Origin of the sequence: Micromonospora siamensis, assembly GCF_900090305.1 — a bacterium.
GTDB lineage: Bacteria > Actinomycetota > Actinomycetes > Mycobacteriales > Micromonosporaceae > Micromonospora > Micromonospora siamensis.
The window spans coordinates 2206320-2230066 of record NZ_LT607751.1 but is presented as its reverse complement, the minus strand read 5'-3'; the positions used below and the strand labels follow the sequence as shown (position 1 = coordinate 2230066).

The following is a 23747-nucleotide window of genomic DNA, read 5'->3' as shown; positions in this document are numbered from 1 at the left end:
CTGCCCCTCGGCCAGCCGACCGGGGCCGTCTGTTGTGCCTTCCCATCCACCTGGCCCCCAACGGGAGTGGACCGCCGTGACTGCGCCTCGCCTGTTCAGCCCCTTCGTGCGTACGCGCACCAGGCTGACCCTCACCCTGGGCCTATCGCTGGCCACCCTCGTCGCCGCCCCGCTGCCGCTCTGGCTCGGGACCGACGAGGCGACCGAAACCGCCGCCGCCGCGCCGGCGCCCGAGGGGCCGCGGAGCGAGGTGATCGCCATGGCCGACGCCCGCCGTACCGGCAAGGAAGTCCTCGTGGACACGGCGACCACCGCCACCTCCCGCACCTGGGCGCTCCCCGACGGGCAGCTGCGCTCCGAGTTCCACGCCACGCCCCAGCGGGCCAAGGACGCCACCGGGCAGTGGAAGGAAATCGACAACGCCCTCGCCCGGGGCGCGAAGACCGCCGGTGGCCTGGACGTCCGCCCGGTCAACGTCCCCCACCCGGTCCGCTTCTCCGGCGGCTCCGCCGCCACGCCGGGCAGTGCCGGGACCGTGCTCGCCGAGGCGGACGTGGCCGGCCACACCATCGCGTACACCTGGCCCGGCGCCCTGCCGGAGCCGGTGCTCGACGGCCCGCGCGCCCTCTACCCGGAGGTCCGCTCCGGGGTCGACCTGCTGGTCGTCGCCCGCCAGGACGGCGGCTTCGCGCAGCTGCTGATCGTCAAGAACCGCTCGGCCGAGACCCTCCAGGCGGTCCGGACGCTCAGCTACGGGCTTCGCTCGAAGACGCTGGTCTTCCGCCACGACGACCTCACCGGCGGCGTCCGGGCGCTGGACCGGGCCGGCCGCGAGGTCAGCTCGATCCCCACGCCGTTCGCCTGGGACTCCGCCGGCCGGGACGTCGACGCCGAACCCGGCACCGCGACCCGCACCGCCGTCGACACCCCCGCCGACGTGCTGAAGCTCTCCGGCCTCAGCGGCATCGAGCCCGGCGCCCACCAGGCGCCGCTGCCCACCCGCCTGGACCGCGACGGCACCGGCGACGTGCTGCTGCACCTGGACGCCGCCGCGACCGGGCTGCTCACCCGCACCGACGTGACCTTCCCGCTCTTCCTCGACCCGACGCTGAACAGCGGAAACTCGGGCTGGACGTTCGCCTACAAGCCCTACCCGAACAGCAACTACTGGAACGGCACCAACTTCAACGGCGGCACCAGCGACGCCCGGGTCGGCTACGAGTCCGACACCGGCGGCACCTCCCGCGCCTTCTGGCGGATGGGCTACAGCAGCAGCCTCAAGGGCGCCACGATCAGCTCGGCCACCTTCAAGATCCTGAACAACTACTCCTGGTCCTGCACGGCCCGGGAGATGCAGCTCTGGCTCACCGGCGCGATCTCCACCGGCACCACCTGGAACAAGCAGCCCAGCTGGACGACGTTGCAGCAGAAGCTCTCCTTCGCCCACGGCTACAGCAGCAGCTGCGCCGACGACTACGAGAGCTTCAACGTCCTGAACGCCGCCCAGCAGGGCGCCAACGGCGGCTGGTCCACCCTCACCTTCGGCCTGCGGGCCACCACCGAAACCGACAAGTACACCTGGCGCAAGTTCAAGGCCTCCTCCGCGGCGCTCTCCGTGGTCTACAACCGGCCGCCCAACGAGCCCACCGGCGGCACCACCTCCCCGGCGGCGCCTGCACCCCCGGTCCCGGCAACGGCGTCACCATCGCCAAGACCAACATCGTCCTGTCGGCCAGCGCCACCGACGCCGACGGCAACCTCAAGGGCCTGCGCTTCCGCTGGTGGCCGACCGGCGGCACCGTGCCCGCCGGCACGCTGGTGACCAGCCTGACCAGCGGCAAGGGCACCCTGACGATCCCGTCGACCAGCCTGGCCGACAAGACGACCTACTCCTGGGACGTCCGCTCCGAGGACACCTCCGGCGCCGTGTCCACGTACTTCCCGGCGGGCACCGAGCCGTGCCGCTTCACCATCGACGCCTCCGCGCCGCCGGCACCCGACGTCACCAGCAACGTCTGGCTGGAGGCCACCCCTGACGGGGCGACCTGGGCCACGGTGAAGTTCGGCGGGACCGGCGCGATCACCTTCACCGCGGCCGGCGCGACCAAGTTCAGCTACGCCTTCGAGGGCATCGGCACCACGTACGTCAACGCCACCTCCGGCGCCGCCACCGTGCCCGACCTGAAGCCGCGGCACGCCGGGCCGACCACCCTGCACGTGTACGCCTACGACGCGGTCGGCAACAAGAGCGCCCGCACCGACTACTACTTCTACGTGCCGCCGCGCGACACCGCGGACGCACCGGGTGACACCGGCGGCGACGGCATCGTCGACCTGCTCCTCATCGACTCCACCGGCAGGCTGCGCAACTACGCCGGTGACGTCGACGGCGAGCTGTACGCGTGGCAGACCGCCTCGTACGACGACAAGGGCACGCTGAACCCTGCCGGACACTGGTACGACCCCGCCTCCGGCAAGGCGGCCCTGATCGCCAAGTTCGCGGACGCGTACCCGGGTGACGGGTCCACCGACCTGTTCGCCCGCACCCCCGACGGCGGCTTCTGGCTCTACCCGGGTGACGGGTACGGCAGCTTCAACGTCGACAAGCGGCTGCGGGTCATCCTGCCGGCGAATGCGCCCGACCCGGCCACCTGGATCCAGCTCAAGGCGATCGGGGACATCACCGGCGACAAGCACCCCGACGTCATCCTGCGGGCCGGCACGGCGTTCTGGGTACTCAGCGGCTACACCGGCGGCAGCTTCCAGGAGGCCACCCTGATGGAGGGCACCGCCTGGGCCCGCCGGGAGATCGTCAACGTGGCCGACGTCGACCTCGACGGCACGCCGGACATGCTCTGGCGCAACCTGGACGCCGGCACCTTCTACATCCGCCACGGCAAGCCGGGGACGGTGGCGGGCAGCGTCAGCCTCGACTCGCTCAAGTCGGCCGCCGCCTCCCGCAGCGGTGACATCTCCTATGGCAGCAGCTGGACCGAGGCGAACGTCAACGCGGTCATCGGCATCCCCGACGTGAACGGGGACCGGGTGCCGGACATCTGGGCCCGGTTCGCGTCGGACGGGGCGATGCGGATCTACCACCCGTCGACCACCAACACCAACGCCCCGGTGAAGGTCGTCCTGGGCGACAACTGGAACTCGGTCAAGGCGTTCGGCTGACAGTCGGCACACCACGACGGGCCCGCACCTTCCCGGTGCGGGCCCGTCGTTGTCGTCCCGGTTCCCGGTCGGTCGCGACCGAGAGCCGGGGCGGCCGGTCAGGCCGGCGCGGTCCGGACGAACGTCTCCAACTCCTCGCCGCCGTACCAGTCGGTGCGCCGGCCCAGGTGGGTCATGCCGAGGCGCCGCGCGACCGCCATCGACGCCGCGTTCTCCGGCGACACCACCGCGAACACCTCCGGCGTGCCCAGGGCCAGCTCCCGCTCCAGCGCCGGGCGGGCCGCCTCGGTGGCGTAGCCGTGCCCCCAGCACTCCGGGTGCAGGTGCCAGCCCACCTCGATGTCGCCGGTCAGCGCGTCCTCGTCCCGGCCGGGCAGCGGCTTGAGCAGCAGCGTGCCGACCACCCCGCCGCCGTCCCGCCGCTCGATCGCCCAGGTGCCGTACCGGTCGCCGTGGTCGGCGTGCCGGGCCCGCCACCGGGCCAGCAGGCCGGCGGCCCGGTCCGGGCCGGTCAGCGGCAGCCACGGCACGGTCAGGAACCGGGCCACCTCCGGCCGGGAGTAGATCTCGTGCAGCCGTCCCAGGTCCGCCGGGGAGTCGGTCCAGTTCCGGACGAGCAGCCGTTCGGTGGTGAAGACGGTCATGTCGCGGGATCGTAATGCGTACCGGGCTCCCGCAGGGGGAAGGAGATCGCGATGGGAGCAGGGTGGCATCGGGCGAAGCGGATCACCAGCGCGGCGTTCCGGCCGGTACGCGGTCGGGACCTGTCGCTGCACGCCGCCGCGATCACCTTCTACGGGGCGATCGCCGTGGTTCCGGTCGCGCTGCTGGCCATCTGGATGACCGGGCTGATCGCCGGTGACGACCACGTCCGCCGGCTCACGTCGTACGCCATCGACACCCTGCCCACCGACATCGGCGCCAACCGGGCGGTGGCCGCGCTGGTCGAGGCCGGTCTGGGGCTGACCCCGCTGCTGGCGCTGGCGTCCCTGCTGCCGGCGTCGCTCTACGGCGAGGGCCTGCGCCGGGCGTTCGTCTCGGTGGCCGAGCCGCGCGGCGAGTCCGGGGCGCTGGTCGGCTGGCGCGGCCGGCTGCTGCTGCTCCCCCTGCTCGCGCCGGCCCCCGCGCTGCTGCTGTCGATCCTGATCGCGCTGCCGCTGACCACCCGGCTGGTCCAGCAGGGCGGCTGGGTGACGGCGCTGGGCATCGTGCTGTCGTTCCTGGGGGTGTGGCTGGTGCTCACCCCGGTGCTGATGTGGGTGTTCCGGGTGGTCGGGCCCGCCTCGCCGGACTGGCTGTCGACCCTGGGCATGGGCTCGTTCACGGCCGCGAACCTGTCCGGCTTCGTGCACGGTTTCGTGCTGTTCTGCTCGCTGCCGCTGGATCTCGGGGTGCCGTTCGGCGGCTTCGACGAGATCGGCGCGGGGGTGGCCGTGCTGCTCTGGCTCTACCTTTTCCACGTGATCGTCCTGGCCGGCTACTCCGCCACCCTGGCGCTGTCCCGCTGGCGTGCCCAGCGCGCCGCCCCCTCCCGGTGAGCGGCCCGCCGCACTAGGGTGCGCGGGTATGAGTGATGTTGGTGAGCTGCCGTCCCGCGCCGACGTGGTGATCGTCGGGTCCGGGCACAACGGGTTGGTGTCGGCGATCCTGCTGGCCCGGGCCGGTCTCGACGTGCTGGTGCTGGAGGCCGCCGAGGTGATCGGCGGGGCGACCCGCACCGAGAACCCGTTCCCGAAGGTGCCCGGGCTGCGGCACTCCACCGGGTCGTACCTGCTCGGGCTGATGCCGCCGGAGCTGCTCGCCACCCTCGACGTGGACATCCCGGTGCTGCGCCGCGACCCGCACTACTTCCTGCCCACCCCGGGCGGGCCCGGCGCACCGTACCTGCTGTTCGGCAGCGACACCGCGGCCACCCGGCGGCAGCTCACCGAGATGTTCTCCCCCGCGGACGTGGCCGCCGACGACGCGCTCCAGGCCGAGCTGGCCCAGCTCCGCGCGGACCTGGCGCCCGCCTGGCTGGCCGAGCCGCTGCCGGTCGAGGAGACCGCGCAACGGTACGTCCGCCCGGCGCTGCGCCAGGTCTTCGTCGACCTGGTCCGCGGCTCCGTCGCCGACCACCTGGCCCGCTTCGACTTCCGCTCCGAGCTGCTGGTCAGCATGTACGCCGTCACCGACGGCCTGTCCGGCCTCAACGCCGGCCCGGACGACCCGGGTACCGGGCACAACTTCCTGGTGCACAACATGTGCCGGCTGCCCGGCGCGGACGGCACCTGGATGATCGCCCGGGGTGGCATGGGTACCGTGTCGCGCACCTTCGCCGACGCGGCCCGGGCAGCCGGGGCCCGCATCCTGACCGGCGCACCGGTCACCGCGATCACCCTCGACGGCGGGGCCGCCTCCGGGGTGGTGCTCGCCGACGGCCGGCAGGTCGCCGCGGACGTGGTGCTCGGGGCCTGCGACCCGTACCGGCTGATGGACCTGCTGCCCGACGGCGCGCTGCCGGCGCCGCTCGGCGAGCGGATGGCGGCGGTCCGCCGCCCCGGCACCACCCTCAAGCTCAACCTGGCGCTGACCGGGCTCCCCCGCTTCTCCTGCCTGCCGGCGGACGCGCCCAGCCCGTTCGGGTCCACCATCCACCTGCTCCCCGGCTCGTCCTCGCTGGTCGACGGCGGGGGCGAGTCGCCGATGGCGGCGCTGCGCGCCATGTGGGCCGACGTGCAGGCCGGCCGGCTGCCCGAGGAACCGACCATCGAGTGGTACCTGCACACCACCGTCGACCCGTCACTGTCCGACGACGCCGGCCACCACTCGTCGGCGCTGTTCGTCCAGTCGGTGCCCTACGAGCTGGCCGACACGACCTGGGACGCCGCGCTGCCCGGCTACGTCGACAAGCTGATCGCCATCTGCGAGCGGTACGCCCCCGGCACCGCCGGGTTGATCGCCGACGCCGTGCCGCTGCCCCCGCCCGGGATCGAGGCGCACTTCGGCATCACCGGGGGGCACATCCACCACGTCGACAACACCGTCTCGTTCACCGACCGGATGCCGTACGCCACCGGCGTCGACGGCGTGTACGCGGGCAGCGCCGGCTGCCACCCGGCCGGCAGCGTGATCGGCGCGGCCGGGCACAACGCCGCCCGCCGCATCCTCGCCGACCTGGGTCGGTAGGTGCTCACCCCGGCTCGGCGGCCTCCCGCCCCGCACGCGGGAGGTCGCCGGGGCCGCGGATCAGATAGAGCGCCACCAGCAGCAGGTACGCCAGCAGGCTCAGGATCGGGTCGATGAAGACCACCGCGAAGGCCAGCAGGTAGAGCAGCGGCCCGAGCAGGAACCGACGGGCCACCGCCTTCGCGAGCCGCGGATCCAGGTCCGGATGCAGCAGGCCGCGCCGGCGTGCCCACCACCAGCTCAGGTTGAAGAAGAGCGCCTCACCGAGCACCGTGCCGACATAGAGCGCCGCGGTCAGCCGCTGGTCGCCGGTCGAGCCGCGCAGGTTGTCCGACAGCAGGTTCGCGGTGAACGGGATGGCCGCCACGAACATCAGCAGCAGCAGGTTCAACACCAGTAACATCTGGTCGACCTGGCAGACGTACCGCCACATGTTGTGGTGGGTGAGCCAGACCTGGCCGACGATCGCGAACGTGATCACGTACGCCAGGTAGGCCCGCCACTCGTGGCCCAGGGCGGCCGCCAGCCCGTGCCCGTCCGGGGCGTCCGGGGAGAACTGGAGCAGCTCCACCGCCATCAGCGTCAGCACGATGGCGATCACCGCGTCGCTGAACGCCTCCACCCGCGAGGCGTCCCGGGCCATCTCCCGGCTGCGCCCGAAGCGGTAGCCCGGTTCCCTGTCCGCACCCGTCACGCCGCCCCCCTTCCGACCTCATGGTCACCCGGCGGGGGCGGCGTGCGGGGGGAAACTAGCTGAGCGCCTCCCCGGCCGGGGCCGGGGTCTCCGCGTCGACCCGGTGCGCCCGGACCTTGTGCCCCACGCTGGTCAGGCAACGGCCGCTGGGCAGGTCGAACTTCCAGCCGTGCAGCTGACAGGTGAGCTGGTCGCCGTCGACGATGCCGAACCGGCTCAGGTCGGCCTTCAGGTGCGGGCAGCGGCGCTGCACCACCCAGCCGTCCAGCGTGATGTCCTCGGCGTCGACGGCCCGCTCGTGCTCGTCGTACCAGCCCTCGGCGTACTGGAGGCGCTCCTCGGAGAGGCACTTGAAGAAGGCGTAGACGAACTCGTTGTACTGGCCGATCCGGGCGGCGGAGAAACGGCAGGACAGGAAGAGCGAGTTGACCCAGTCGATCTCGCCGATGTGCAGCAGGTGCTCGACCAGCGCCCGCTCGGTACGGAACCGGTAGCGGACCTTCTCGTCCGCGTACGGGCGCACCTCCTTGCCCGGGAAGTCCACCACGATGGATTCAACGCTCTCGCCGTCGTAGCCGACCAGGTCGAAGCGGACCGGGCCGCCGACCCCCTTGGCCAGGTAGATCGACTCGTCGAGCAGCGGCTCGATCCGCCGCTTCATCTCGCCCAGCACGTCGATCTCGGGATGCCGCCAGGACGCCTTCTCGGCCTCGATGACGCCGCGCTTGCGCTCCCGCATCTCCTCCAGGTGGGCCTTCTTGTTGGCGAAGAACTCCTCCACCGGCTGTGGGTGGGTGGTGGTCGCGCCGGAGGTGGTCACCTCGGCGACGCTGCCGGGCAGCAGCACGATGCCGTTGGTGCCACCGACCTTCGCGTACTCCGACAGGAACACCGACTGGTCGGGGAAGATGTTCCCCTCGTCGCCGAAGATGTCGTTGAACTGCCACAACTCGTCGTCGAGGAAGCACGGCGGGCCGGCGATCGGGAAGACGTGGTCGGCCTTCAGGTCGTCGATGTAGCGCCAGGTCCGGTCGAACTGCCGCTCCCGCTTCTGCTTGCCGAACGCGGTCTTCGCCGACTGCGGCAGCTCGTAGACCATCGGGTACCAGATCGCGCCGGAGAACTGGAGCAGGTGCGCGTGCACGTGGCCCAGCTCGGCGAAGACCGTCAGGTCGGTCGGGCGGGCGTCGTTCTGGTTGAGCAGCCGGACGCCGTCGTACTCCACCCAGAGCGAGGAGTCGCCGATCGGGCCGTCGGTCGGGCTGGTCAACGCCTGGATCATGATCTTCAGCCCGCCGGGCAGCTCCACGACCTGCTCGTTCGGCGCCTTCAGGAACTTCGTGAAGCCCAGCTCCCGCAGCTCGTCCTCCATCTCCGAGGTGGGGAACTCGGGGAGCAGGACGGTGGCGTCCTTGGAGACGAAGTCCCGCAGGTGCTTCGCGTCGAAGTGGTCCCGGTGCAGGTGCGACACGTACAGGTAGTCGACTTGGCCGAGCGTCTCCCAGTCGAGCAGGGAGTTGTCGGGGAAGGGGAACCAGGAGGCGAAGTAGGCGGGATTGACCCACGGGTCGCACAGGATGCTGCCCGCGGCCGTGTCGATCCGCATGCTGGCATGTCCCGTACCGGTCACTCGCACCGCAGTCCCCCTCAAAACGACAATCAAGGTGTACGTCAAGACGCTACCGGAGGCAGTCTGGCCACCGCCCCGCGACGCCGGTAGTGCCGCTGGGCCCGCCCGAAGAGGGGCCCAAGGACCCGATGGGTCAGGCCGGGGCCGGGCCGGTCCAGCTCCGCCGCTGCGGCGCCTCGGCGGACCAGGCGTCCATCAGCGAGGCCACCTCGGCGGGCGGCGCCGCGACGTGCACCGCCTGCCCGCCGGAGACCTGATGGTCCCGGTCCTGATGCACCCCACCCTCACTGCAACACGCGCAGATGACGCGGGTCCCGCTGGCCGGCTCGGCGGCGTACCCGTGCCCGTCGAAGAGCTCCGCCAGCGCGCGGACGTCCTCCGGCGTCCCGGCGACCACCTGGACCGTCGTCGTCGGCAGGTCGGACGCGCGGAACAGGACCAACTCGTCGAAGACCGGGAACGTCCGCCCCGCCACGACCCGCTCCCCGTTGGGCGCCCCGTCGTGCACGACCACCTCACCGAACCGTCGGCCGGACTCCACCGTCGGAACGTTCAGGACCCGCGCCCGGGTGGGGCAGAGCCGACGCGCCCAGACCACCTCGCCGTTGGAGAGCCGGATCGGGGTGGGCCCGAAGTCGGCGAGGATCTCCCCCTCGCCGTCCGGTAGTGACAGCCCGTAGCCCTGCCAGGCGTCCCTGGCCACGGCCCAGTCCTCCAGGATCGTGGCCGCGATGCCGAGGTTCCAGAAGGCCGGCTCCTCGGCTCCCCGTTCCGCTCGCGCCGCCGCCTGCACACCGAACTCGTACGCCTTCGACCAGTTGCCGAGGAACTTGTGCGCCAACGCGGCGTCGTACCACCAGGCCCCCGACTCGGGCCGGTCCGGGTGGCGGCGCAGCAGCACTTCCAACGACTGGGCGGCGACCGCCCAGTCGGACGCCTCCCACGCCTCGTACGCCGTCTTCAGCAGCTCCCGGTCCCCTGCGGCGGTCATCCGTTTCCCCATCAGGTCGGACCCTGCGCCAGGGCTGGCAGGGGGCGTGCCAGACTAACCGGAGATCCGATCGCGAGGGAAGGACCGACAGTGGCAGGAAGCGAGCCGGTAACCGCGCCAGATCAGCACAAGCCCGGGCACCGGAAGGCCGGCCGGATCGGCGCGGTGCTCTCCGCGCTGGTGCTGCTGGCGATGCTGTGCGGCAACCACGAGGGCAAGGTCGAGGACCTCTGGCTGATCGGGATCGCCGTGGTCCTGCTGGCCATCGTCATCGGCGACGCGGTGCTGCGCCGCAACGGCCTGCGGTCCTGACCCGTCGCACCGACACGCACGAGGGCCCACCCCCCGCCGGGGGTGGGCCCTCGTCACGTCGTACGGCTCAGCGGCCGAAGAGGATGTCCTGCACGTCCTTGAGCGCGGCGTCGACCTCGGCCTCGAAGTAGCCACCCGGCACCAGCCCGAAGCGGAGCGTGTCCAGGTCCTTCGGGTTCACCGGCATCGGGTTGCGCCCCTGCATGCCGCCGAGCAGGCTCTCGAAGAAGCGGTCGACCTGATCCGGGTCGTACCCGCTGCCGAACCGGCGCACCTGGAAGCGGCGCCGGATCTGGTCGACCCGGTAGAGGTCGCTGCCGGGCGGGCCGGCCATCGGCGGCCCCACCATCGGCGGGCCACCCATCGGCGGGCCACCGTGCTGGGGGGCGGCCATCGACGGCGGGCCACCGGCCTGCTGCGGCAGCGACGGCGGGCCACCCGGCCCACGACCGCGCATGTCGCGCAGCTCCCGGTCGTTCATCCGGATCTCGGCGGTCATGTCGGCCCGGCCGTGCCGGCCGGCCTCGAAGCCGTCGAAGCGCTGCTCGTCCTGGCCGAAGCCACCCGGACCGGGCGGCAGGCCACGGTGCGACTGGTCGTCCTGGCCGAAGCCACCGGGGCCCGGCGGCAGGCCACGGTGCGACTGCTCGTCCTGGCCGAAGCCACCGGGGCCCGGCGGCAGGCCGCGGTGCGACTGCTCCTCGGGACCGAACCCGCCCGGGCCCGACGGCAGGCCGCGGTGCGGCGGCGGGGCGCCGTGCCCCACCTGGGGGCCCGGACCCATCGGCCCGGGGCCGCGCGGACCGTCGTAGCCGCCCCGGGGGGCGTCGTACCCGCCGGCGAAGGCGCCGGTCGGCTCGTCGTACCGGCCGTAGCGGTCCGCAGGCGGGCCGGCCTGGGCCGGCATGGCGCGCGGCGGCAGCGGCTGCGGCACGGGCGACAGGCCCCGGTCGTCGCGCATCGGCGGGCCCAGCCGGTCCATCTTGCGCGGGTCGGCGCCGCGGCCGGCGAGGCCACCGCGCTCCTCCAGCTCGGCCAGCTGCCGCTCCACGCGATCCAGGTGCAGGTCGACCTGCCACTCGTCGTAGCCGTTGAAGCGGACCCGGAAGACGACGTCGTGGACCTCCTGGGAGGCGACGGGGGCGCCGACCGGCTGGCCGGCGAGGGTCGCCTCCACCCGGTCCAGGAAGGCGTCCACCTCGTCGACCTTGTATCCCCGGCGAAGCGCCTTACGCCGGAAACGCTGACCCTGACTCGCCACTATGTCTCCTGGTCTCGTTCGCTACGCCCGGTCACGCCATGGCCTCGCGCGACACGTCGGTGTCCTGGTCCTGGGCGGCGGCCAGCTGCCCACACGCGCCGTCGATCTCGCGCCCCCGGGTGTCCCGCACGGTCGTCGAGACACCGGCGGCGCGCAACCGCCGGACGAACTCCCGCTCGACCGGCTTCGGGCTGGCGTCCCAACGACTGCCCGGGGTCGGATTGAGCGGGATGAGGTTAACGTGGGTCAGCTTGCCGGCCAGCAGCCGACCCAGCAGGTCGGCCCGCCACGGCTGGTCGTTGACGTCCTTGATCATCGCGTACTCGATCGACACACGACGCCCCGTCCGGGCCGCGTAGTCCCAGGCCGCGTCCAGCACCTCGGACACCTTCCAGCGCTGGTTGACCGGCACCAGTTCGTCGCGCAGATCATCATCGGGCGCGTGCAACGACAGCGCAAGGGTCACCGAGAGGTCTTCGCTGGCCAGTCGGCGGATGGCCGGCACCAGCCCCACCGTGGAAACGGTGATGTGCCGCTGGGACAGGCCCAGCCCCTCCGGCGCCGGGGCGACCAGCCGGCGTATGGCGGCCACCACCCGGGCGTAGTTGGCCAGCGGCTCGCCCATGCCCATGAACACCACGTGCGACAGCCGCGGCGGCGAGCCGGCCACCGCCCCGGAGGCGGCCACCCCGGCCAGGTAGACGGCCTGGTCGACGATCTCGGCGGTGGAGAGGTTACGGGTCAGGCCGGCCTGGCCGGTGGCGCAGAACGGGCAGGCCATGCCGCAGCCGGCCTGGCTGGAGATGCAGACGGTGACCCGGTCCGGGTAGCCCATCAGCACGCTCTCCACCAGCGAGCCGTCGTGCAGCCGCCAGAGCGCCTTGCGGGTCGCCCCGTCGTCGCAGGCCAGCTCGCGGACCGGGGTGAGCAGCTGGGGCAGCATCGACCCGGCGAGCCGCTCCCGGGTCGCCGCTGGCAGGTCGGTCATCAGCGCGGGGTCCCGGACCAGCCGGCCGAAGTAGTGGTTGGAGACCTGCTTGGCCCGGAAGCCCGGCTCTCCCAGCTCGGTGACCAGCTCCTGCCGGGCGGACAGGTCCAGGTCGGCGAGGTGGCGGGGAGGCATCTTGGGCCGGCGTCCGGGGGCGTCGGGGTCTACGGGGATCAGTGGCAGGCTCGTCATGGCGGATCCAGTCTGTCACGCCGCCGCCGGAACGCACCCCTCCGGAGGGGCCGAATCGGCTCCCACCAGACGAATGACCCGGGCGTACCGGCGTGATTCATCCCTCAGCCCACCACCGGCACGAAGACCGCCAGGAGCAGGTACGCCGTCGGCACGGCGAACAGCACCGAGTCCAGCCGGTCCATCAGGCCACCGTGCCCCGGCAGCAGGTTGCTCATGTCCTTCACGCCCAGGTCCCGCTTGATCATCGACTCGGCGAGGTCACCGAGCACCGCCGCGCCGGATACCGCCACCCCGAACACCGCGCCCCACCAGGGGGCCACGTCGAAGAGCTGCCAGATCAGCACGGCACTGCCCACCGCCGCCGCCGTCACCGAGCCGGCGAAGCCCTCCCAGGACTTCTTCGGGCTGATCGACGGCGCCATCGGGTGCTTACCGAACGTGACGCCGGCCGCGTACCCGCCGGTGTCGGAGAGCACCACCGCCACCAGGGTCACCAGCACCCGCCACGGGCCGTCGTCGGGGGCCGCCGCCAGCATCGCGGCGAACCCGGCCAGGAAGGGCACGTACACCGCGATCAGGGTGGCGGCGGTCAGGTCCCGCTGGAAGCCGGCCGGGCCGTCACCCAGCCGCCAGATCATCGTGCCCAGCACGGTGACCAGGAGCCCGAGACTCAACGCGTCCGGGCCGGCCCACCAGGCCAGCCCCACGGTCAGCACGCCACCGGCGATCAGCGGCACCAGCGGCGGGTGGGCGCCGCTGCGGCGTACCGCCCGGGCCATCTCCCAGGTGCCCACGGCGACGGCCACGACCACCACGGCCAGGAAGGCGGGCGGGTAGAGGAAGAGCGGCACCACGATGGCCGCGCCCAGCCCCACGCCCACGGCGATGGCCGCCGGCAGGTTGCGCCCGGCCCGGCTCGGCACGGCCTGCTGGGTCGCCGGCCGGTCCGCGCTGGCCCGGCGCCGGCCCCGCTGCCGCCGGCCGGACGGCTGCTCCGGCTCCGCGTCGGCGGTCGTCGGATCGCCGGGGGTCGACGGCGCACCGGACAGCGGCGGCTCGGCCGGGATCGGCGGCTCGCCGGGGACCGGCGCGAACTGGGCGGTCGGGTACTCGTCGTCGGGCTGCCGCCCGAGGTGCCCGGGGCGCTGCTCGTCCGGCCAGGGAACCCCGCCGCGCCCGGCCCGCTCCACCGGCTCGTCGCGGTAGGCCGGATCGTCCCGGTCAGCCGGATCGTCCCGGTACGGCGGCTCGGGGCGGTGGCCCGGCCAGGGCTGCCCGGGGCCGGACCGGGGGTGCTCCCCCGCCCGTCCGGGCTCGCGCGCGGGGCGGTCGTCGTAGCGGCTGCCACGGCGCTCGTAGGGCGGCTCGGCGTACCGGTCGGGTCGGGCGTACGGCTCGGCGTACAGCTCAGGTCCGGCGCCGGGACGCCGGGTGGCCGGGCCGGGCTCGATGTCCCGCTCGGGCCAGGGCAGGGCCCCCGGCTGCTCCGGCCGGTCCCAGCCGCGCTCCGCGGCGCCGTAGGGGTCGAGGTGGGACATCACGCACCGAAGAGGCTCGGTACGAGTTCCACCGCATGACGCAAGACCAAGACCATCCCCTACTGGCGCGACTGTTCCGTCCGGTTGACCGGCCCGACGGCCGGCCGATCCCCGCCGTTCACTTCGTGGATGGTCGGGAATCGTGCCGAGCCTACTGCACCCGCCAGCCGGACACGGCGGACGAGGGACCCCGCCCGGGCCGCGACCCGCCTCGGTCCGCTACCCGACGGACCGGCCGGCCGAACGGTGGATGTCCGCCAGCACCCCCGATGGTCGGCTGACCGGGACGCCGGCACACCGGCCGGCGGCGGGAAGGGAGCGGACATGGGCAGAACGAGGCTGGTCCTGCTGACGGTGGCCGTCGCCGTGCTGGGCGTGGGCTCGCCAGCGGTCGCCGGCGGAGCGGACACCACCATCCGGATCGCGCACCGGGCGGGCGCGCTGTACCCGTACGACCCCAGCTTCGAGGGCGGCGGGCCGACGTACCCGGCGACTCTCGTCCAGGGTCTGGTGCGCAACTGCCCGGACGGCAGCTACTGGCTGTCGGCGACGCTGGAGCAGGACGGGCTGCCCACCGAGTGGGCCACCACCGCGCGGGGGGCCGGTGAGGTGCTCTGCGAGGGCGGCACCGGCGCCGCGGCGATGCCGTTCTACCGGGAGGACCCGGTCCTGCACCCGGGCCGGGCGCGGGTCTGGTTCCAGCTGCACAGCAACACCGACGGATCGGTGCTGGCCGAGGCCGCCGCCACCGTCCGGATTCCGGGCTGAGCGACGCGGAGGCCCGCCCCCGACGTACGGGGACGGGCCTCTGCGGTGACGTCGTGTCGAACGGCTCAGACCTCGAGCAGCTCGGACTCCTTGTGCTTGACCAGCTCGTCGACGTGGGCGACGTACTTCTGGGTCAGGTCGTCGAGTTCCTTCTCGGCGCGGCGACCCTCGTCCTCGCCGGCCTCGCCGTCCTTGACGATCCGGTCCAGCTCTTCCTTGCCCTTGCGGCGGATGTTGCGGATGGCCACCTTGGCCTCCTCACCCTTGTGCCGGGCCACCTTGATCATCTCGCGGCGGCGCTCCTCGGTCATCTGCGGGAGCAGCAGGCGCAGCTGGTTGCCCTCGTTGTTCGGGTTCGCGCCGAGGTCGGAGTCGCGGATCGCCTTCTCCATGGCGTTGATCTGCGAGTTGTCGTACGGCTTGATGATCACCATGCGCGGCTCGGGGACCGCGATGGAGGCCATCTGCGGCAGCGGGGTCGGCGTGCCGTAGTAGTCGATGATGACCTTGGAGAACATGGCGGCGTTGGCGCGACCGGTGCGGATGGCGCCGAACTCCTCCTTGGCGTGCTCGACCGCACGCTCCATCTTCTCCTCGGCCTCGAGGAGGGTGTCGTCGATCACCGGTCTCCTCGCCTCCTTCTGTGCTCGTTGGGCTCTGCTGTCGTGTCGGAGGACCGCTGCGGTCGTCGGCGGGCACACCCGCCGGCCGGCTCAGGCGGTGATCAAGGTGCCGATCCTGTCGCCACCCACGGCGCGGATGATCGTGTCGTCGCCCTGCGCGCCGAAGACCAGCATCGGCAGGCCGTTCTCCATGCAGAGGCTGAAGGCGGCGGCGTCGGCGACCCGCAGGTTGCGGCGCAGCACCTCGGAGAAGGTGATCGAGTCGAACTTGCTCGCGGAGGGGTCGATCCGGGGGTCGGCGGTGTAGACCCCGTCCACCCCGTTCTTGCTCATCAGCACCACGTCGGCGTGGATCTCCAGCGCGCGCTGGGCGGCCACCGTGTCGGTGGAGAAGTACGGCATGCCGGCGCCGGCGCCGAAGATGACCACACGGCCCTTCTCCAGGTGCCGGATGGCCCGCAGCGGGATGTACGGCTCGGCGACCTGCGCCATGGTGATCGCGCTCTGCACCCGGGTCTCGATGCCCTCCTTCTCCAGGAAGTCCTGGAGGGCGAGGCAGTTCATCACGGTGCCCAGCATGCCCATGTAGTCGGCCCGGGCCCGGTCCATCCCGCGCTTCTGCAGCTCCGCGCCGCGGAAGAAGTTGCCACCGCCGACGACCACGGAGACCTGCACGCCGCGGCGTACCACGGTGGCGATCTGCCGGGCGATGGCCTGGACGACGTCCGGGTCGACGCCGATCGCGCCGCCACCGAAGACCTCGCCGGAGAGCTTCAGCACCACCCGGCGGGACCGCCCCGGCGGTGGCGCCGTGGGATCGTCCGCTGCCAGGCTCCGGTCACTCACAACCTGCGTCATCCGCCCGCCCTTCCCTCGCGCGCCTCACGTGCGTCGCGTACTGCGAAACTGCCGCTGCTGACCCTATGTGACGAGGAGGCCGCGGTGCCTGTCACGTACACCGGCGGCCTCCTCGTCCACGTTTCCCTGCCGGCGGGCGCGCCATGCGCGCCCGGCCGGGTCGGCTCAGGCCTGGCCGACCTCGAAGCGCAGGAAGCGGGTCACCTCGATGCCGGCGTCGGCCAGCAGCTGCTTCACGCTCTTCTTGTTGTCGGCCACCGACGCCTGCTCCAGCAGGACGTAGTCCTTGAAGAAGGAGTTGACCCGGCCCTCGACGATCTTCGGCAGCGCCGCCTCGGGCTTGTTCTCCTCGCGGGCGGTCTGCTCGGCGATCCGCCGCTCGGACTCGACGACCTCGGCCGGAACCTCGTCCCGGGTGAGGTACTTCGGGCGCATCGCGGCGATCTGCATGGCCACGCCACGGGCGTCCGCGTCGCCCGCCTCGTCGGCCTTGCCGGTGTACTCGACCAGCACGCCGACGGCCGGCGGCAGGTCCTGGCTCTTGCGGTGCAGGTAGACCGCGGTGGTGCCCTCGAGCTTGGCGAAGCGGTTGAGCACCAGCTTCTCGCCGATCTTGGCGGACTGCTCCTGGATCAGGTCGGCGACGGTCTTGCCGTCGAGGGTGCTGGCCAGCAGCTCCTCGGCGGAGTTCACGCCGCTGCGCTCGCCGTGCTCGACCAGCTGCTGCGCCAGGGCGACGAAGGCGTCGTTCTTGGCGACGAAGTCGGTCTCGCAGTTGAGCTCGAGCAGCGCCTTGCCGGAGTGCGCGACCAGGCCGTTGGCGGCGGTGCGGCCGGCCCGCTTGCCGACGTCCTTGGCGCCCTTGACGCGCAGGATCTCGATGGCCTTGTCGAAGTCGCCCTCGGCCTCGGTCAGCGCCTTCTTGGAGTCCATCATGCCGGCGCCGGTCAGGTCGCGGAGCTTCTTGACGTCCGCGGCGGTGAAGTTGGACATGACTCTCTCTTCGGTGTCGTGTCGGAACTGCGGTGGGATGGTCTGGGTGCCGGTTACCCGGATCCGGGCCGGATCTGCCCGGCAGGTCCGCCGCCCTCCGCCGCCCGCGACGGGCGGCGGAGGAACGGCGGCGGGATCACTCCGCGGGGGCGGCGGCGGGAGCCGCGGCGGCCGGCTGCTCAGCCGGGGCGGCGGCGGCCGGCTGCTGCTCGTCGGCCTTCTTCGGCTCCTCGAGCAGCTCGCGCTCCCACTCGGCCAGCGGCTCGTCGGTGCCGACACCGGCCTCCGGCTTCTCGTCCCCACCGCGGCGGCGGCCGGAACGGGCGATCAGACCGTCGGCCACGGCGGCGGCCACGACCTTGGTCAGCAGCTCGGCCGAGCGGATCGCGTCGTCGTTGCCCGGGATCGGGAAGTCGACCTCGTCCGGGTCGCAGTTGGTGTCGAGCACGGCGATCACCGGGATGCCCAGCTTGCGGGCCTCGTCGACGGCGATGTGCTCCTTCTTGGTGTCGACGATCCACACCGCGGCCGGGATCTTCTGCATGTCCCGCAGACCACCGAGGGTCTTGGTCAGCTTGGTCTTCTCCCGGAACAGCTGGAGGGTCTCCTTCTTGGTGTAACCCGCGGCGGTGCCGGTCAGGTCACCCAGGGCCTCCAGCTCCTTCATCCGCTGAAGGCGCTTGTACACCGTCTGGAAGTTGGTCAGCATGCCGCCGAGCCAGCGGTGGTTGACGTACGGCTGGCCGACCCGGGTCGCCTGCTCGGCGATGGCCTCCTGGGCCTGCTTCTTGGTGCCGACGAAGAGGATCGAACCGCCCTCGGCCACCGTGGTGCGCACGAACTCGTACGCCTTCTCGATGTAGTCGAGGGTCTGGCGCAGGTCGATGATGTAGATGCCGTTGCGCTCGGTGAAGATGAAGCGCTTCATCTTCGGGTTCCAGCGCCGGGTCTGGTGCCCGAAGTGGACACCGCTCTCCAGCAGCTGACGCATGGTCACGACGGCCATGGGGTACTCCTTGTGGTCCCTGGTTGTCCACGCCCGGCCGGCGGCCGGGCGTCCTGGCGCCCGGTCGCCGGCCATGGTGGGCCCGACCAAGATCGGGACCAGGGAGGCCGTCGCCCCACGATCAACCGTGGAGAGGGCGCGCGAGGTCGACCGCGCGAGGCGGTCGCCAGTCGACCAGTGTACGCCCCTGCTCCGCTGCCCACCCCGCGGGTGCACGGGGTGGGCAGCGCGTCCGTTTCCGGCCCGTCCGGGCGGATCAGCCGGCGGCGAGGGCGGCGGCGACGAAGAGGACCAGACCCACCGTCAGGTACGCGGTCGGCGGACGCAGCCAGCCCCGGCTGCCGTCGGCCAGCGCCAGCCCACCGGTACGCAGCCCGTAGAGCCCGGCGGCGAAGATCGGCAGACCGGCCACCAGGAAGGTGCCCACCACCACGTTGGTCGCCGAGACCGGGTCACCGACCAGGCCGTTGAAGAGCACCCGGAGCGCGGGGGCCTCGAAGACCAGCACCAGCACGGCGAGGATCACGGCCAGCGCCGGCCGCCGGGTGCGGTAGACGCCGTCGCCCGGCCGGGCCGCCGGGTCCGGTGCGCCGACCGGCGGAAACACCGGCGCGCCGTCCGGACGCGGACCGACCGCGGGCATCGGCCCGGTCGGCATGTCCAGCGGGTGCGTCCCCTCGACCGGCCGCGGCGGCTCGCCCGCCCGCGCGTCGTCGCCGGCGCGGGCCGGGTCACCGGCGCGGGCCGGATCGACGGCGCGGGCCGGATCGACGGCGCGGGCCGGATCGACGGCGCGGGCCGGATCGACGGCCGGGTAACCGGCCGGCGGCGCCTCCGCCGTGCGGGACGGGTCGACGACCGGGTAACCGGTCAGCGGCGCCTCCGCCGCGCGGGACGGGTCGACCACCGGGTAACCGGCCAACGGCGCGGACCGGACCCCCTCGGTCTCGACCGGCGCGGCGGTCGCCGTCTCCCGGGCGGCACGTCGGCCGCCCCGCTCGCCGGGCAGCTCACCCGAGGACTCCGGGTCCGCGTCCGGCCGGCGCATCCGGGGTGCCCGGTAGCCACCATCGTCCGGGCGGTTCTCGGTGAGCGGGTCGGCGCCGAAGCGCTCCGCGTACCGGCCCTCGGCCGGGTTGCCCGGCTCCGCGTACCGGCCCTCGGCCGGGTTGCCCGGCTCCGCGTACCGGCCGTCGTCGGTGCGCTGGTCGTCGCGGTACCGCTCGCCCGCGCTGCGCCAGTCCGGCTCGCCGTATCCGCGCTCGCCGCCGGGATACCAGCGCGACTCCTGATCTTCGGGATAGCTCCGTCGTCCGTCCACGTCCGGCACCGTATGCGACGCGCCGGTCGCGCGCCATTCGTGGTCCGGGACCGCCGAACCGGCGCGTGACCAGGCGATTCCGGAGCGTCAGCGAAGAGCCGGGGAGCCCTCGTCGGCCCGGCCGGCGAGCTGGTCGAGCGCCGCGGTCAGCTCCGCCCGGAGCCCGTCGTGCCGGGGGCCGAGGGCGTTCGCCGGATCGCGCCACACCTCCATCGGGTACGCCGTCACCGGCCGCCCGTGGACGTGCTCGGGTTCCCAGGCGTACCGGGCCCGGACGTGGGCGTGCAGGAAGGCGTCCAGGTTGCCCTGGATCTCGTAGTTGACCCGCCGGAACGCCGGGTCCCGCCGCGCGCAGACCCGGTGCACCGCCTCGCCCAGCAGGTCCATGTCGGCCAGGAAGGCCAGCCGCCGCTGCCGGGGCAGGTCGGCCAGCCGGTCGGCGGCCGGGTCGTCGCTGATCAGCACGCAGTACCCGGGCAGGAACTGGACGTCGCCGATCACCGCGAAGCCGGCGGAGAGCCGGCGCAGCACCGTGGGATTCGTGCCGCTCAGGGCGGCGCGGACCCGGTCGGCCCGCCAGTCGTCGATCATGGGCGAAGGCTAGCGGCCCGGCCGCCGACGGAGGGCCCCTAGCACGCCGACCGCATGATCGTCCGGTCGTCCACAGCGCCTCCCGCCGTCCACAGGCCCGCTCCCGCCGGTGGCGCCGCCGGCCGGCCACGGCGCACCGTCACCGCCATGACGACACGCAACCAGGCCGTCGGCGCGTACGGCGAACGCTGCGCCGTCCGCCACCTGATCGACACGGGGCTGCGCCCGGTCGACCGGAACTGGCGCTGCCCCGCCGGCGAGATCGACATCGTCGCCTGGGACGGGGTGGTGCTGGCGTTCTGCGAGGTGAAGACCCGACGCTCGGGCCGGTTCGGCACCCCGGCCGAGGCGATCGGGCCGGCCAAGGCGCGGCGGCTGCGGATCCTCGCCGCGCGCTGGCTGGCCGAGACCGGCACCAGCGCCGAAGAGGTGCGCTTCGACGTGCTCGCCGTGGAACTGCCGGACGCCGGGCCGGCCCGGGTCGAACACGTCAAGGGCGCCTTCTGAGATGAGCTACGCCAAGGTGCTCTGCGTGGGTCTGGTCGGGGTGACCGGACACGTGGTCGAGGTGGAGGCCGACCTCGCCGCCGGGCTGCCCGCGGTGGTCGTCTCCGGCCTGCCGGACACCGCCCTGCACGAGGCCCGGGACCGGGTCCGCGCGGCGGTCGTCAACTCCGGCCAGAAGTGGCCCAACCGCCGGATCACCATCAATCTGCTCCCCGCCACGCTGCCGAAGTACGGCTCCGCCTTCGACCTGGCGATCGCGGCGGCCCTGCTCGGCGGCGCGGGCGAGCTGCCCCTGCTGCCGCTGGAGCGGGTGGTGGTCCTCGGCGAGCTGGGCCTCGACGGCACGGTCCGGCCGGTGCGGGGCATCCTGCCGATGGTCGCCGCCGCCGCCCGCGCGGGACTGGACCGGGTGGTCGTACCGGTCGACAACGCCGCCGAGGCAGCGGTGATCCCCGGTGTCCGGGTCCGGGCGGTGGACACCCTGCACCGGCTGGTGAGCTTCGTCCGGGAGGGCACCCCGCTGCTGGAGCCCCCGGTTCCCGGGCCGCCCGCCGTCGCCCCCGGCCCCGACCTGGCGGACGTCGCCGGACAGGGCCTCGGTCGGCGGGCCCTGGAGGTCACCGCGGCGGGTGGCCACCACCTGGCGCTGCTGGGCCCACCGGGCGCGGGTAAGACCATGCTCGCCGAGCGGCTTCCCTCGGTCCTGCCGGAGCTCGACGACGAGGCGGCGCTGGAGGTCACCGCCCTGCACTCGATCGCCGGGCTGCTCCCACCGGACGGGCGGCTGTTGCGCCGACCGCCGTTCCAGGCCCCGCACCACACGGCCACGGTCGCGTCGCTGGTGGGCGGCGGGTCCGGGCTGGCGCGGCCGGGCGCGGTGTCGCTCGCGCACCGCGGCGTGCTCTTCCTCGACGAGGCCGCCGAGTTCGGCAAGGGCGCGCTGGAGGCGCTGCGCCAGCCGTTGGAGAGCGGCCGGGTCCACCTGGCGCGCAGCCGGGGCGGTACGGAGTACCCGGCGCGGGTCCAACTGGTGCTCGCCGCCAACCCGTGCCCCTGCGCGAAGCCCGCCGGCGACGCCTTCTGCGAGTGCACCCCGCTGGCCCGCCGGCGCTACCTGGGACGGCTCTCCGGTCCCCTGCTGGACCGGATCGACGTGCAGATCCAGGTGAACCCGGTGCGGGCGGCCGAGCTGATGGAGGCCGGCACCGCCGCCGAGTCGTCCGCGCTGGTCGCGGCCCGGGTAGCGGCGGCCCGGGCCGCCGCCGCCGAGCGGTGGGCCACGGTCGGGCGCCGGCTCAACGCCGACATCCCCGGCCCGCTGCTCCGCCAGCTGCCCTGGCGCCTGCCGGCGCGGGACACCGCGGAGCTGCGGGGCCGGCTCGACAGCGGCTCGCTGTCCGCCCGGGGCTTCGACCGGATCATCCGGCTCGCCTGGACCGTCGCCGACCTGGACGGGCGGAACCGACCCGGGCGGGAGGACGTCCGGGAGGCCATCGGACTCAGAACGGGAGACGGGGTATGACCGACGACGAGGACCGGCTCGCCCGGGTGGCCCTGACCTGGCTGGCCGAACCGGGCACCCGCTCGGTGCACCGGCTGGTCGGCCAGTGGGGTGCCGGCGACGCCCTGGACCTGCTGCTCGACGGCGGGGCGCCGGACGAGCAACTGCGGGCCGCCGTGGCGGCCCGGCTCGGCGCCGGGAACCCCCGGGCGGTCGCCGCCGAGGCCCTGTCCCGCGCCGACCGGCTGGGCGCCCGGCTGGTCGTCCCGCGCGACGACGAGTGGCCCCGGCAGGTTGGCGACCTGCACCGGCTGGTGCTGCCGGTGGCCGACCGCAAGGTGGACCGGGAGACCGCTCCGCCGCTCTGCTTCTGGGTGCGCGGCGGCTGGCCGCTGGCCGAGGCCCTCGACCGTTCGGTCGCCGTGGTCGGCGCCCGGGCCGCCACCGGGTACGGCGTGCACGTGGCGACCGAGATCGGGTACGGGCTCGCCGACCGGCAGTGGACGGTGGTCTCCGGCGGCGCGTTCGGCATCGACTCCGCCGCACACCGGGGTGCGCTGAGCGCCGGCGGCGTCACCGTGGCGGTGCTGGCCTGCGGGGTGGACCGGCCCTACCCGATGGGCAACACGGCGCTGTTCGACCGGATCGCCGACACCGGGCTCCTGGTCAGCGAGTGGCTGCCGGGCTCCGAGCCGCTGCGGCCGCGGTTCCTGATCCGCAACCGGGTGATCGCCGCGGGCACCCGGGGCAGCGTGCTGGTGGAGGCGTCGGCGCGCAGCGGGGCCACCCAGACGATGCGGCGGGCGCTGGCCATCGAGCGGCAGGCCATGGTGGTTCCCGGGCCGGTCACCTCGGCCATGTCCGTGGGCGCCCACGAGCTGCTCCGCGAGTACCCGAAGGCCCGCCTGGTCACCGGGATCGCCCACGTGCTGGAGGAGGTGGGCCGGATCGGGGCCGACCTGGCCGAGCCGGCCCGCGGCCCGCACCGCCCGACCGACCTGCTCGACGACGAGGCGGCGCTGATCCGCGAGTCGCTGCCCCGGCGCGGGACGATCGGGGTGGACGCGCTCGCCGCCCGGGCCGGCGTGGACGTCCGGACGGCGCTGCGGAAGCTGTCCCTGCTGGAGGAACTGGCCCTGGTGGTCCGCCGCCCGGACGGCTACGCGCTGGCCCAGCCGCCGGCCCGCCGTGCCGGGGGTGCCTGATCAGTCACCCTCGAAGCGGATCTCCACGTCGCGGTCCCGCAGGCAGCGCCGCACGAGCAGCCCCAGCCGCCGGACGTGGCTGACCTCCGGCGGGGCGGTGGCCACCTCGGCGAGGCAGCGCAGTTCCGCCATCAACCGGGGTGCCGCCTCCGCGCCGACCACCAGCTGGCCGAGTGGGTCGACCAGATCCAGCAGCGGGGTACGACCACCGCCGCGTACCCGCCTGAGCAGTTCCAGCAGCACGTCGTCGGGGTCGGGGACCACCTCCGCGGTGACGTAGGCGGGCCGCCGCTTGCCGGGGCCGGCCCGGACCACCCGGTAGAGGACCGCATCCACACCCATGCCCGGTCGCTCCTTCCTGGACGGTCCCCCGCACGGCGCTGCGGCGCGACGTCTCACCCACCGCCCGCGGGTGGTGAC

The 23747-nt window shown here is 73.4% G+C and carries 21 protein-coding genes and 1 pseudogene; 8 read left to right on the top strand and 14 right to left on the bottom strand.

All coding sequences use genetic code 11. The features are described 5' to 3' along the window. The first annotated feature begins 76 nt into the window (after positions 1-76). Positions 77-3177: pseudogene (locus tag GA0074704_RS10290) on the top strand (DNRLRE domain-containing protein). Positions 3178-3275: 98 nt separating this feature from the next. Here GA0074704_RS10290 and GA0074704_RS10285 read toward each other — a convergent pair. Further along, positions 3276-3821 carry a GNAT family N-acetyltransferase gene (locus GA0074704_RS10285; RefSeq protein ID WP_088970292.1) on the bottom strand — a complete coding sequence of 182 codons (546 nt, stop codon included), beginning with the start codon at positions 3819-3821 and terminating at the stop codon, positions 3276-3278. A 51-nt stretch (positions 3822-3872) separates the two neighbouring features. Here GA0074704_RS10285 and GA0074704_RS10280 point away from each other — a divergent pair, with 51 nt between their 5' ends. Both GA0074704_RS10280 and GA0074704_RS10275 read left to right on the top strand, forming a co-directional pair. Beyond that, the gene (locus GA0074704_RS10280) at positions 3873-4715 is read left to right on the top strand and encodes a YhjD/YihY/BrkB family envelope integrity protein (protein ID WP_088970291.1); all 843 of its coding nucleotides are present in this window, start codon (positions 3873-3875) and stop codon (positions 4713-4715) included. Between the two features lie 28 nt (positions 4716-4743). Beyond that, positions 4744-6345, top strand: a complete 1602-nt coding sequence (locus GA0074704_RS10275; protein ID WP_088970290.1) for a phytoene desaturase family protein — start codon at positions 4744-4746, stop codon at positions 6343-6345. A gap of 4 nt (positions 6346-6349) precedes the next feature. On the opposite strand, the gene GA0074704_RS10270 is transcribed toward GA0074704_RS10275, so the two are convergent. From GA0074704_RS10270 to GA0074704_RS10260, 3 genes are all read right to left on the bottom strand, one after another. Next, positions 6350-6988, bottom strand: coding sequence for a TMEM175 family protein (locus GA0074704_RS10270; RefSeq protein ID WP_088973580.1), 639 nt, complete (start codon positions 6986-6988; stop codon positions 6350-6352). A gap of 106 nt (positions 6989-7094) precedes the next feature. Then, positions 7095-8675, bottom strand: a complete 1581-nt coding sequence (locus GA0074704_RS10265) for a Rieske 2Fe-2S domain-containing protein (RefSeq protein ID WP_088970289.1) — start codon at positions 8673-8675, stop codon at positions 7095-7097. A 127-nt stretch (positions 8676-8802) separates the two neighbouring features. Beyond that, the gene (locus GA0074704_RS10260; protein WP_088970288.1) at positions 8803-9660 is read right to left on the bottom strand and encodes a tetratricopeptide repeat protein; all 858 of its coding nucleotides are present in this window, start codon (positions 9658-9660) and stop codon (positions 8803-8805) included. Between the two features lie 90 nt (positions 9661-9750). Here GA0074704_RS10260 and GA0074704_RS10255 point away from each other — a divergent pair, with 90 nt between their 5' ends. Then, on the top strand, positions 9751-9972 hold the full coding sequence (locus tag GA0074704_RS10255) for a DUF2631 domain-containing protein (RefSeq protein ID WP_088970287.1): 222 nt from the start codon (positions 9751-9753) through the stop codon (positions 9970-9972). Positions 9973-10039: 67 nt separating this feature from the next. Here GA0074704_RS10255 and GA0074704_RS10250 read toward each other — a convergent pair whose 3' ends face one another. From GA0074704_RS10250 to GA0074704_RS10240, 3 genes are all read right to left on the bottom strand, one after another. Continuing rightward, positions 10040-11233, bottom strand: a complete 1194-nt coding sequence (locus GA0074704_RS10250) for a DivIVA domain-containing protein (protein ID WP_088970286.1) — start codon at positions 11231-11233, stop codon at positions 10040-10042. A gap of 31 nt (positions 11234-11264) precedes the next feature. Continuing rightward, on the bottom strand, positions 11265-12413 hold the full coding sequence (rlmN, locus tag GA0074704_RS10245) for a 23S rRNA (adenine(2503)-C(2))-methyltransferase RlmN (protein ID WP_088970285.1): 1149 nt from the start codon (positions 12411-12413) through the stop codon (positions 11265-11267). Between the two features lie 104 nt (positions 12414-12517). Further along, positions 12518-13954 (bottom strand): phosphatidate cytidylyltransferase, encoded by a 1437-nt coding sequence (locus GA0074704_RS10240; protein ID WP_088970284.1) that lies wholly within the window; start codon positions 13952-13954, stop codon positions 12518-12520. A 324-nt stretch (positions 13955-14278) separates the two neighbouring features. Between GA0074704_RS10240 and GA0074704_RS10235 the strand changes: the two genes are divergently transcribed. Then, the gene (locus GA0074704_RS10235; protein WP_088970283.1) at positions 14279-14722 is read left to right on the top strand and encodes a hypothetical protein; all 444 of its coding nucleotides are present in this window, start codon (positions 14279-14281) and stop codon (positions 14720-14722) included. 65 nt (positions 14723-14787) lie between these two features. Here the strand turns inward: GA0074704_RS10235 and frr are convergent, their stop codons facing one another. The 6 genes from frr to GA0074704_RS10205 form a co-directional block, all read right to left on the bottom strand. Continuing rightward, positions 14788-15345, bottom strand: coding sequence for a ribosome recycling factor (gene frr / locus GA0074704_RS10230; protein WP_088970282.1), 558 nt, complete (start codon positions 15343-15345; stop codon positions 14788-14790). Positions 15346-15435: 90 nt separating this feature from the next. Next, the gene (gene pyrH, locus GA0074704_RS10225; RefSeq protein WP_088970281.1) at positions 15436-16203 is read right to left on the bottom strand and encodes a UMP kinase; all 768 of its coding nucleotides are present in this window, start codon (positions 16201-16203) and stop codon (positions 15436-15438) included. 165 nt (positions 16204-16368) lie between these two features. Further along, the gene (tsf, locus tag GA0074704_RS10220; RefSeq protein ID WP_088970280.1) at positions 16369-17196 is read right to left on the bottom strand and encodes a translation elongation factor Ts; all 828 of its coding nucleotides are present in this window, start codon (positions 17194-17196) and stop codon (positions 16369-16371) included. Between the two features lie 136 nt (positions 17197-17332). Further along, on the bottom strand, positions 17333-18202 hold the full coding sequence (gene rpsB / locus GA0074704_RS10215; RefSeq protein WP_088970279.1) for a 30S ribosomal protein S2: 870 nt from the start codon (positions 18200-18202) through the stop codon (positions 17333-17335). A 256-nt stretch (positions 18203-18458) separates the two neighbouring features. Continuing rightward, positions 18459-19532, bottom strand: a complete 1074-nt coding sequence (locus GA0074704_RS10210; protein ID WP_088970278.1) for a chromosomal replication initiator protein DnaA — start codon at positions 19530-19532, stop codon at positions 18459-18461. A 78-nt stretch (positions 19533-19610) separates the two neighbouring features. Continuing rightward, positions 19611-20114, bottom strand: a complete 504-nt coding sequence (locus GA0074704_RS10205; RefSeq protein ID WP_088970277.1) for a diadenosine tetraphosphate hydrolase — start codon at positions 20112-20114, stop codon at positions 19611-19613. 147 nt (positions 20115-20261) lie between these two features. Between GA0074704_RS10205 and GA0074704_RS10200 the strand changes: the two genes are divergently transcribed. The 3 genes from GA0074704_RS10200 to GA0074704_RS10190 are packed head-to-tail and all read left to right on the top strand — an operon-like array spanning position 20262 to position 23327. Continuing rightward, the gene (locus tag GA0074704_RS10200; protein WP_088970276.1) at positions 20262-20621 is read left to right on the top strand and encodes a YraN family protein; all 360 of its coding nucleotides are present in this window, start codon (positions 20262-20264) and stop codon (positions 20619-20621) included. Between the two features lies 1 nt (position 20622). Continuing rightward, a complete protein-coding gene (locus GA0074704_RS10195; RefSeq protein WP_088970275.1) occupies positions 20623-22143 on the top strand; it encodes a YifB family Mg chelatase-like AAA ATPase in 1521 nt (506 codons plus the stop codon). Continuing rightward, positions 22140-23327: a DNA-processing protein DprA gene (locus GA0074704_RS10190; RefSeq protein WP_088970274.1), complete on the top strand. Its 1188-nt coding sequence runs from the start codon at positions 22140-22142 to the stop codon at positions 23325-23327. Before GA0074704_RS10195 ends, GA0074704_RS10190 begins: the two co-directional genes overlap by 4 nt. Here the strand turns inward: GA0074704_RS10190 and GA0074704_RS10185 are convergent, their stop codons facing one another. Further along, complete coding sequence (locus GA0074704_RS10185) at positions 23328-23669, bottom strand: hypothetical protein (protein WP_088970273.1); 342 nt, start codon at positions 23667-23669, stop codon at positions 23328-23330. Positions 23670-23747: the final 78 nt, after the last annotated feature.

Coding starts and splice junctions, on each gene's coding strand:
- GA0074704_RS10285 (WP_088970292.1), bottom strand. CDS start 3,821: ATGACCGTCTTCACCACCGAACGGCTGCTCGTCCGGAACTGGACCGAC.
- GA0074704_RS10280 (WP_088970291.1), top strand. CDS start 3,873: ATGGGAGCAGGGTGGCATCGGGCGAAGCGGATCACCAGCGCGGCGTTC.
- GA0074704_RS10275 (WP_088970290.1), top strand. CDS start 4,744: ATGAGTGATGTTGGTGAGCTGCCGTCCCGCGCCGACGTGGTGATCGTC.
- GA0074704_RS10270 (WP_088973580.1), bottom strand. CDS start 6,988: ATGGCCCGGGACGCCTCGCGGGTGGAGGCGTTCAGCGACGCGGTGATC.
- GA0074704_RS10260 (WP_088970288.1), bottom strand. CDS start 9,660: ATGACCGCCGCAGGGGACCGGGAGCTGCTGAAGACGGCGTACGAGGCG.
- rlmN (WP_088970285.1), bottom strand. CDS start 12,413: ATGACGAGCCTGCCACTGATCCCCGTAGACCCCGACGCCCCCGGACGC.
- GA0074704_RS10240 (WP_088970284.1), bottom strand. CDS start 13,954: ATGTCCCACCTCGACCCCTACGGCGCCGCGGAGCGCGGCTGGGACCGG.
- GA0074704_RS10235 (WP_088970283.1), top strand. CDS start 14,279: ATGGGCAGAACGAGGCTGGTCCTGCTGACGGTGGCCGTCGCCGTGCTG.
- pyrH (WP_088970281.1), bottom strand. CDS start 16,203: ATGACGCAGGTTGTGAGTGACCGGAGCCTGGCAGCGGACGATCCCACG.
- tsf (WP_088970280.1), bottom strand. CDS start 17,196: ATGTCCAACTTCACCGCCGCGGACGTCAAGAAGCTCCGCGACCTGACC.
- rpsB (WP_088970279.1), bottom strand. CDS start 18,202: ATGGCCGTCGTGACCATGCGTCAGCTGCTGGAGAGCGGTGTCCACTTC.
- GA0074704_RS10205 (WP_088970277.1), bottom strand. CDS start 20,114: ATGATCGACGACTGGCGGGCCGACCGGGTCCGCGCCGCCCTGAGCGGC.
- GA0074704_RS10200 (WP_088970276.1), top strand. CDS start 20,262: ATGACGACACGCAACCAGGCCGTCGGCGCGTACGGCGAACGCTGCGCC.
- GA0074704_RS10195 (WP_088970275.1), top strand. CDS start 20,623: ATGAGCTACGCCAAGGTGCTCTGCGTGGGTCTGGTCGGGGTGACCGGA.
- GA0074704_RS10190 (WP_088970274.1), top strand. CDS start 22,140: ATGACCGACGACGAGGACCGGCTCGCCCGGGTGGCCCTGACCTGGCTG.
- GA0074704_RS10185 (WP_088970273.1), bottom strand. CDS start 23,669: ATGGGTGTGGATGCGGTCCTCTACCGGGTGGTCCGGGCCGGCCCCGGC.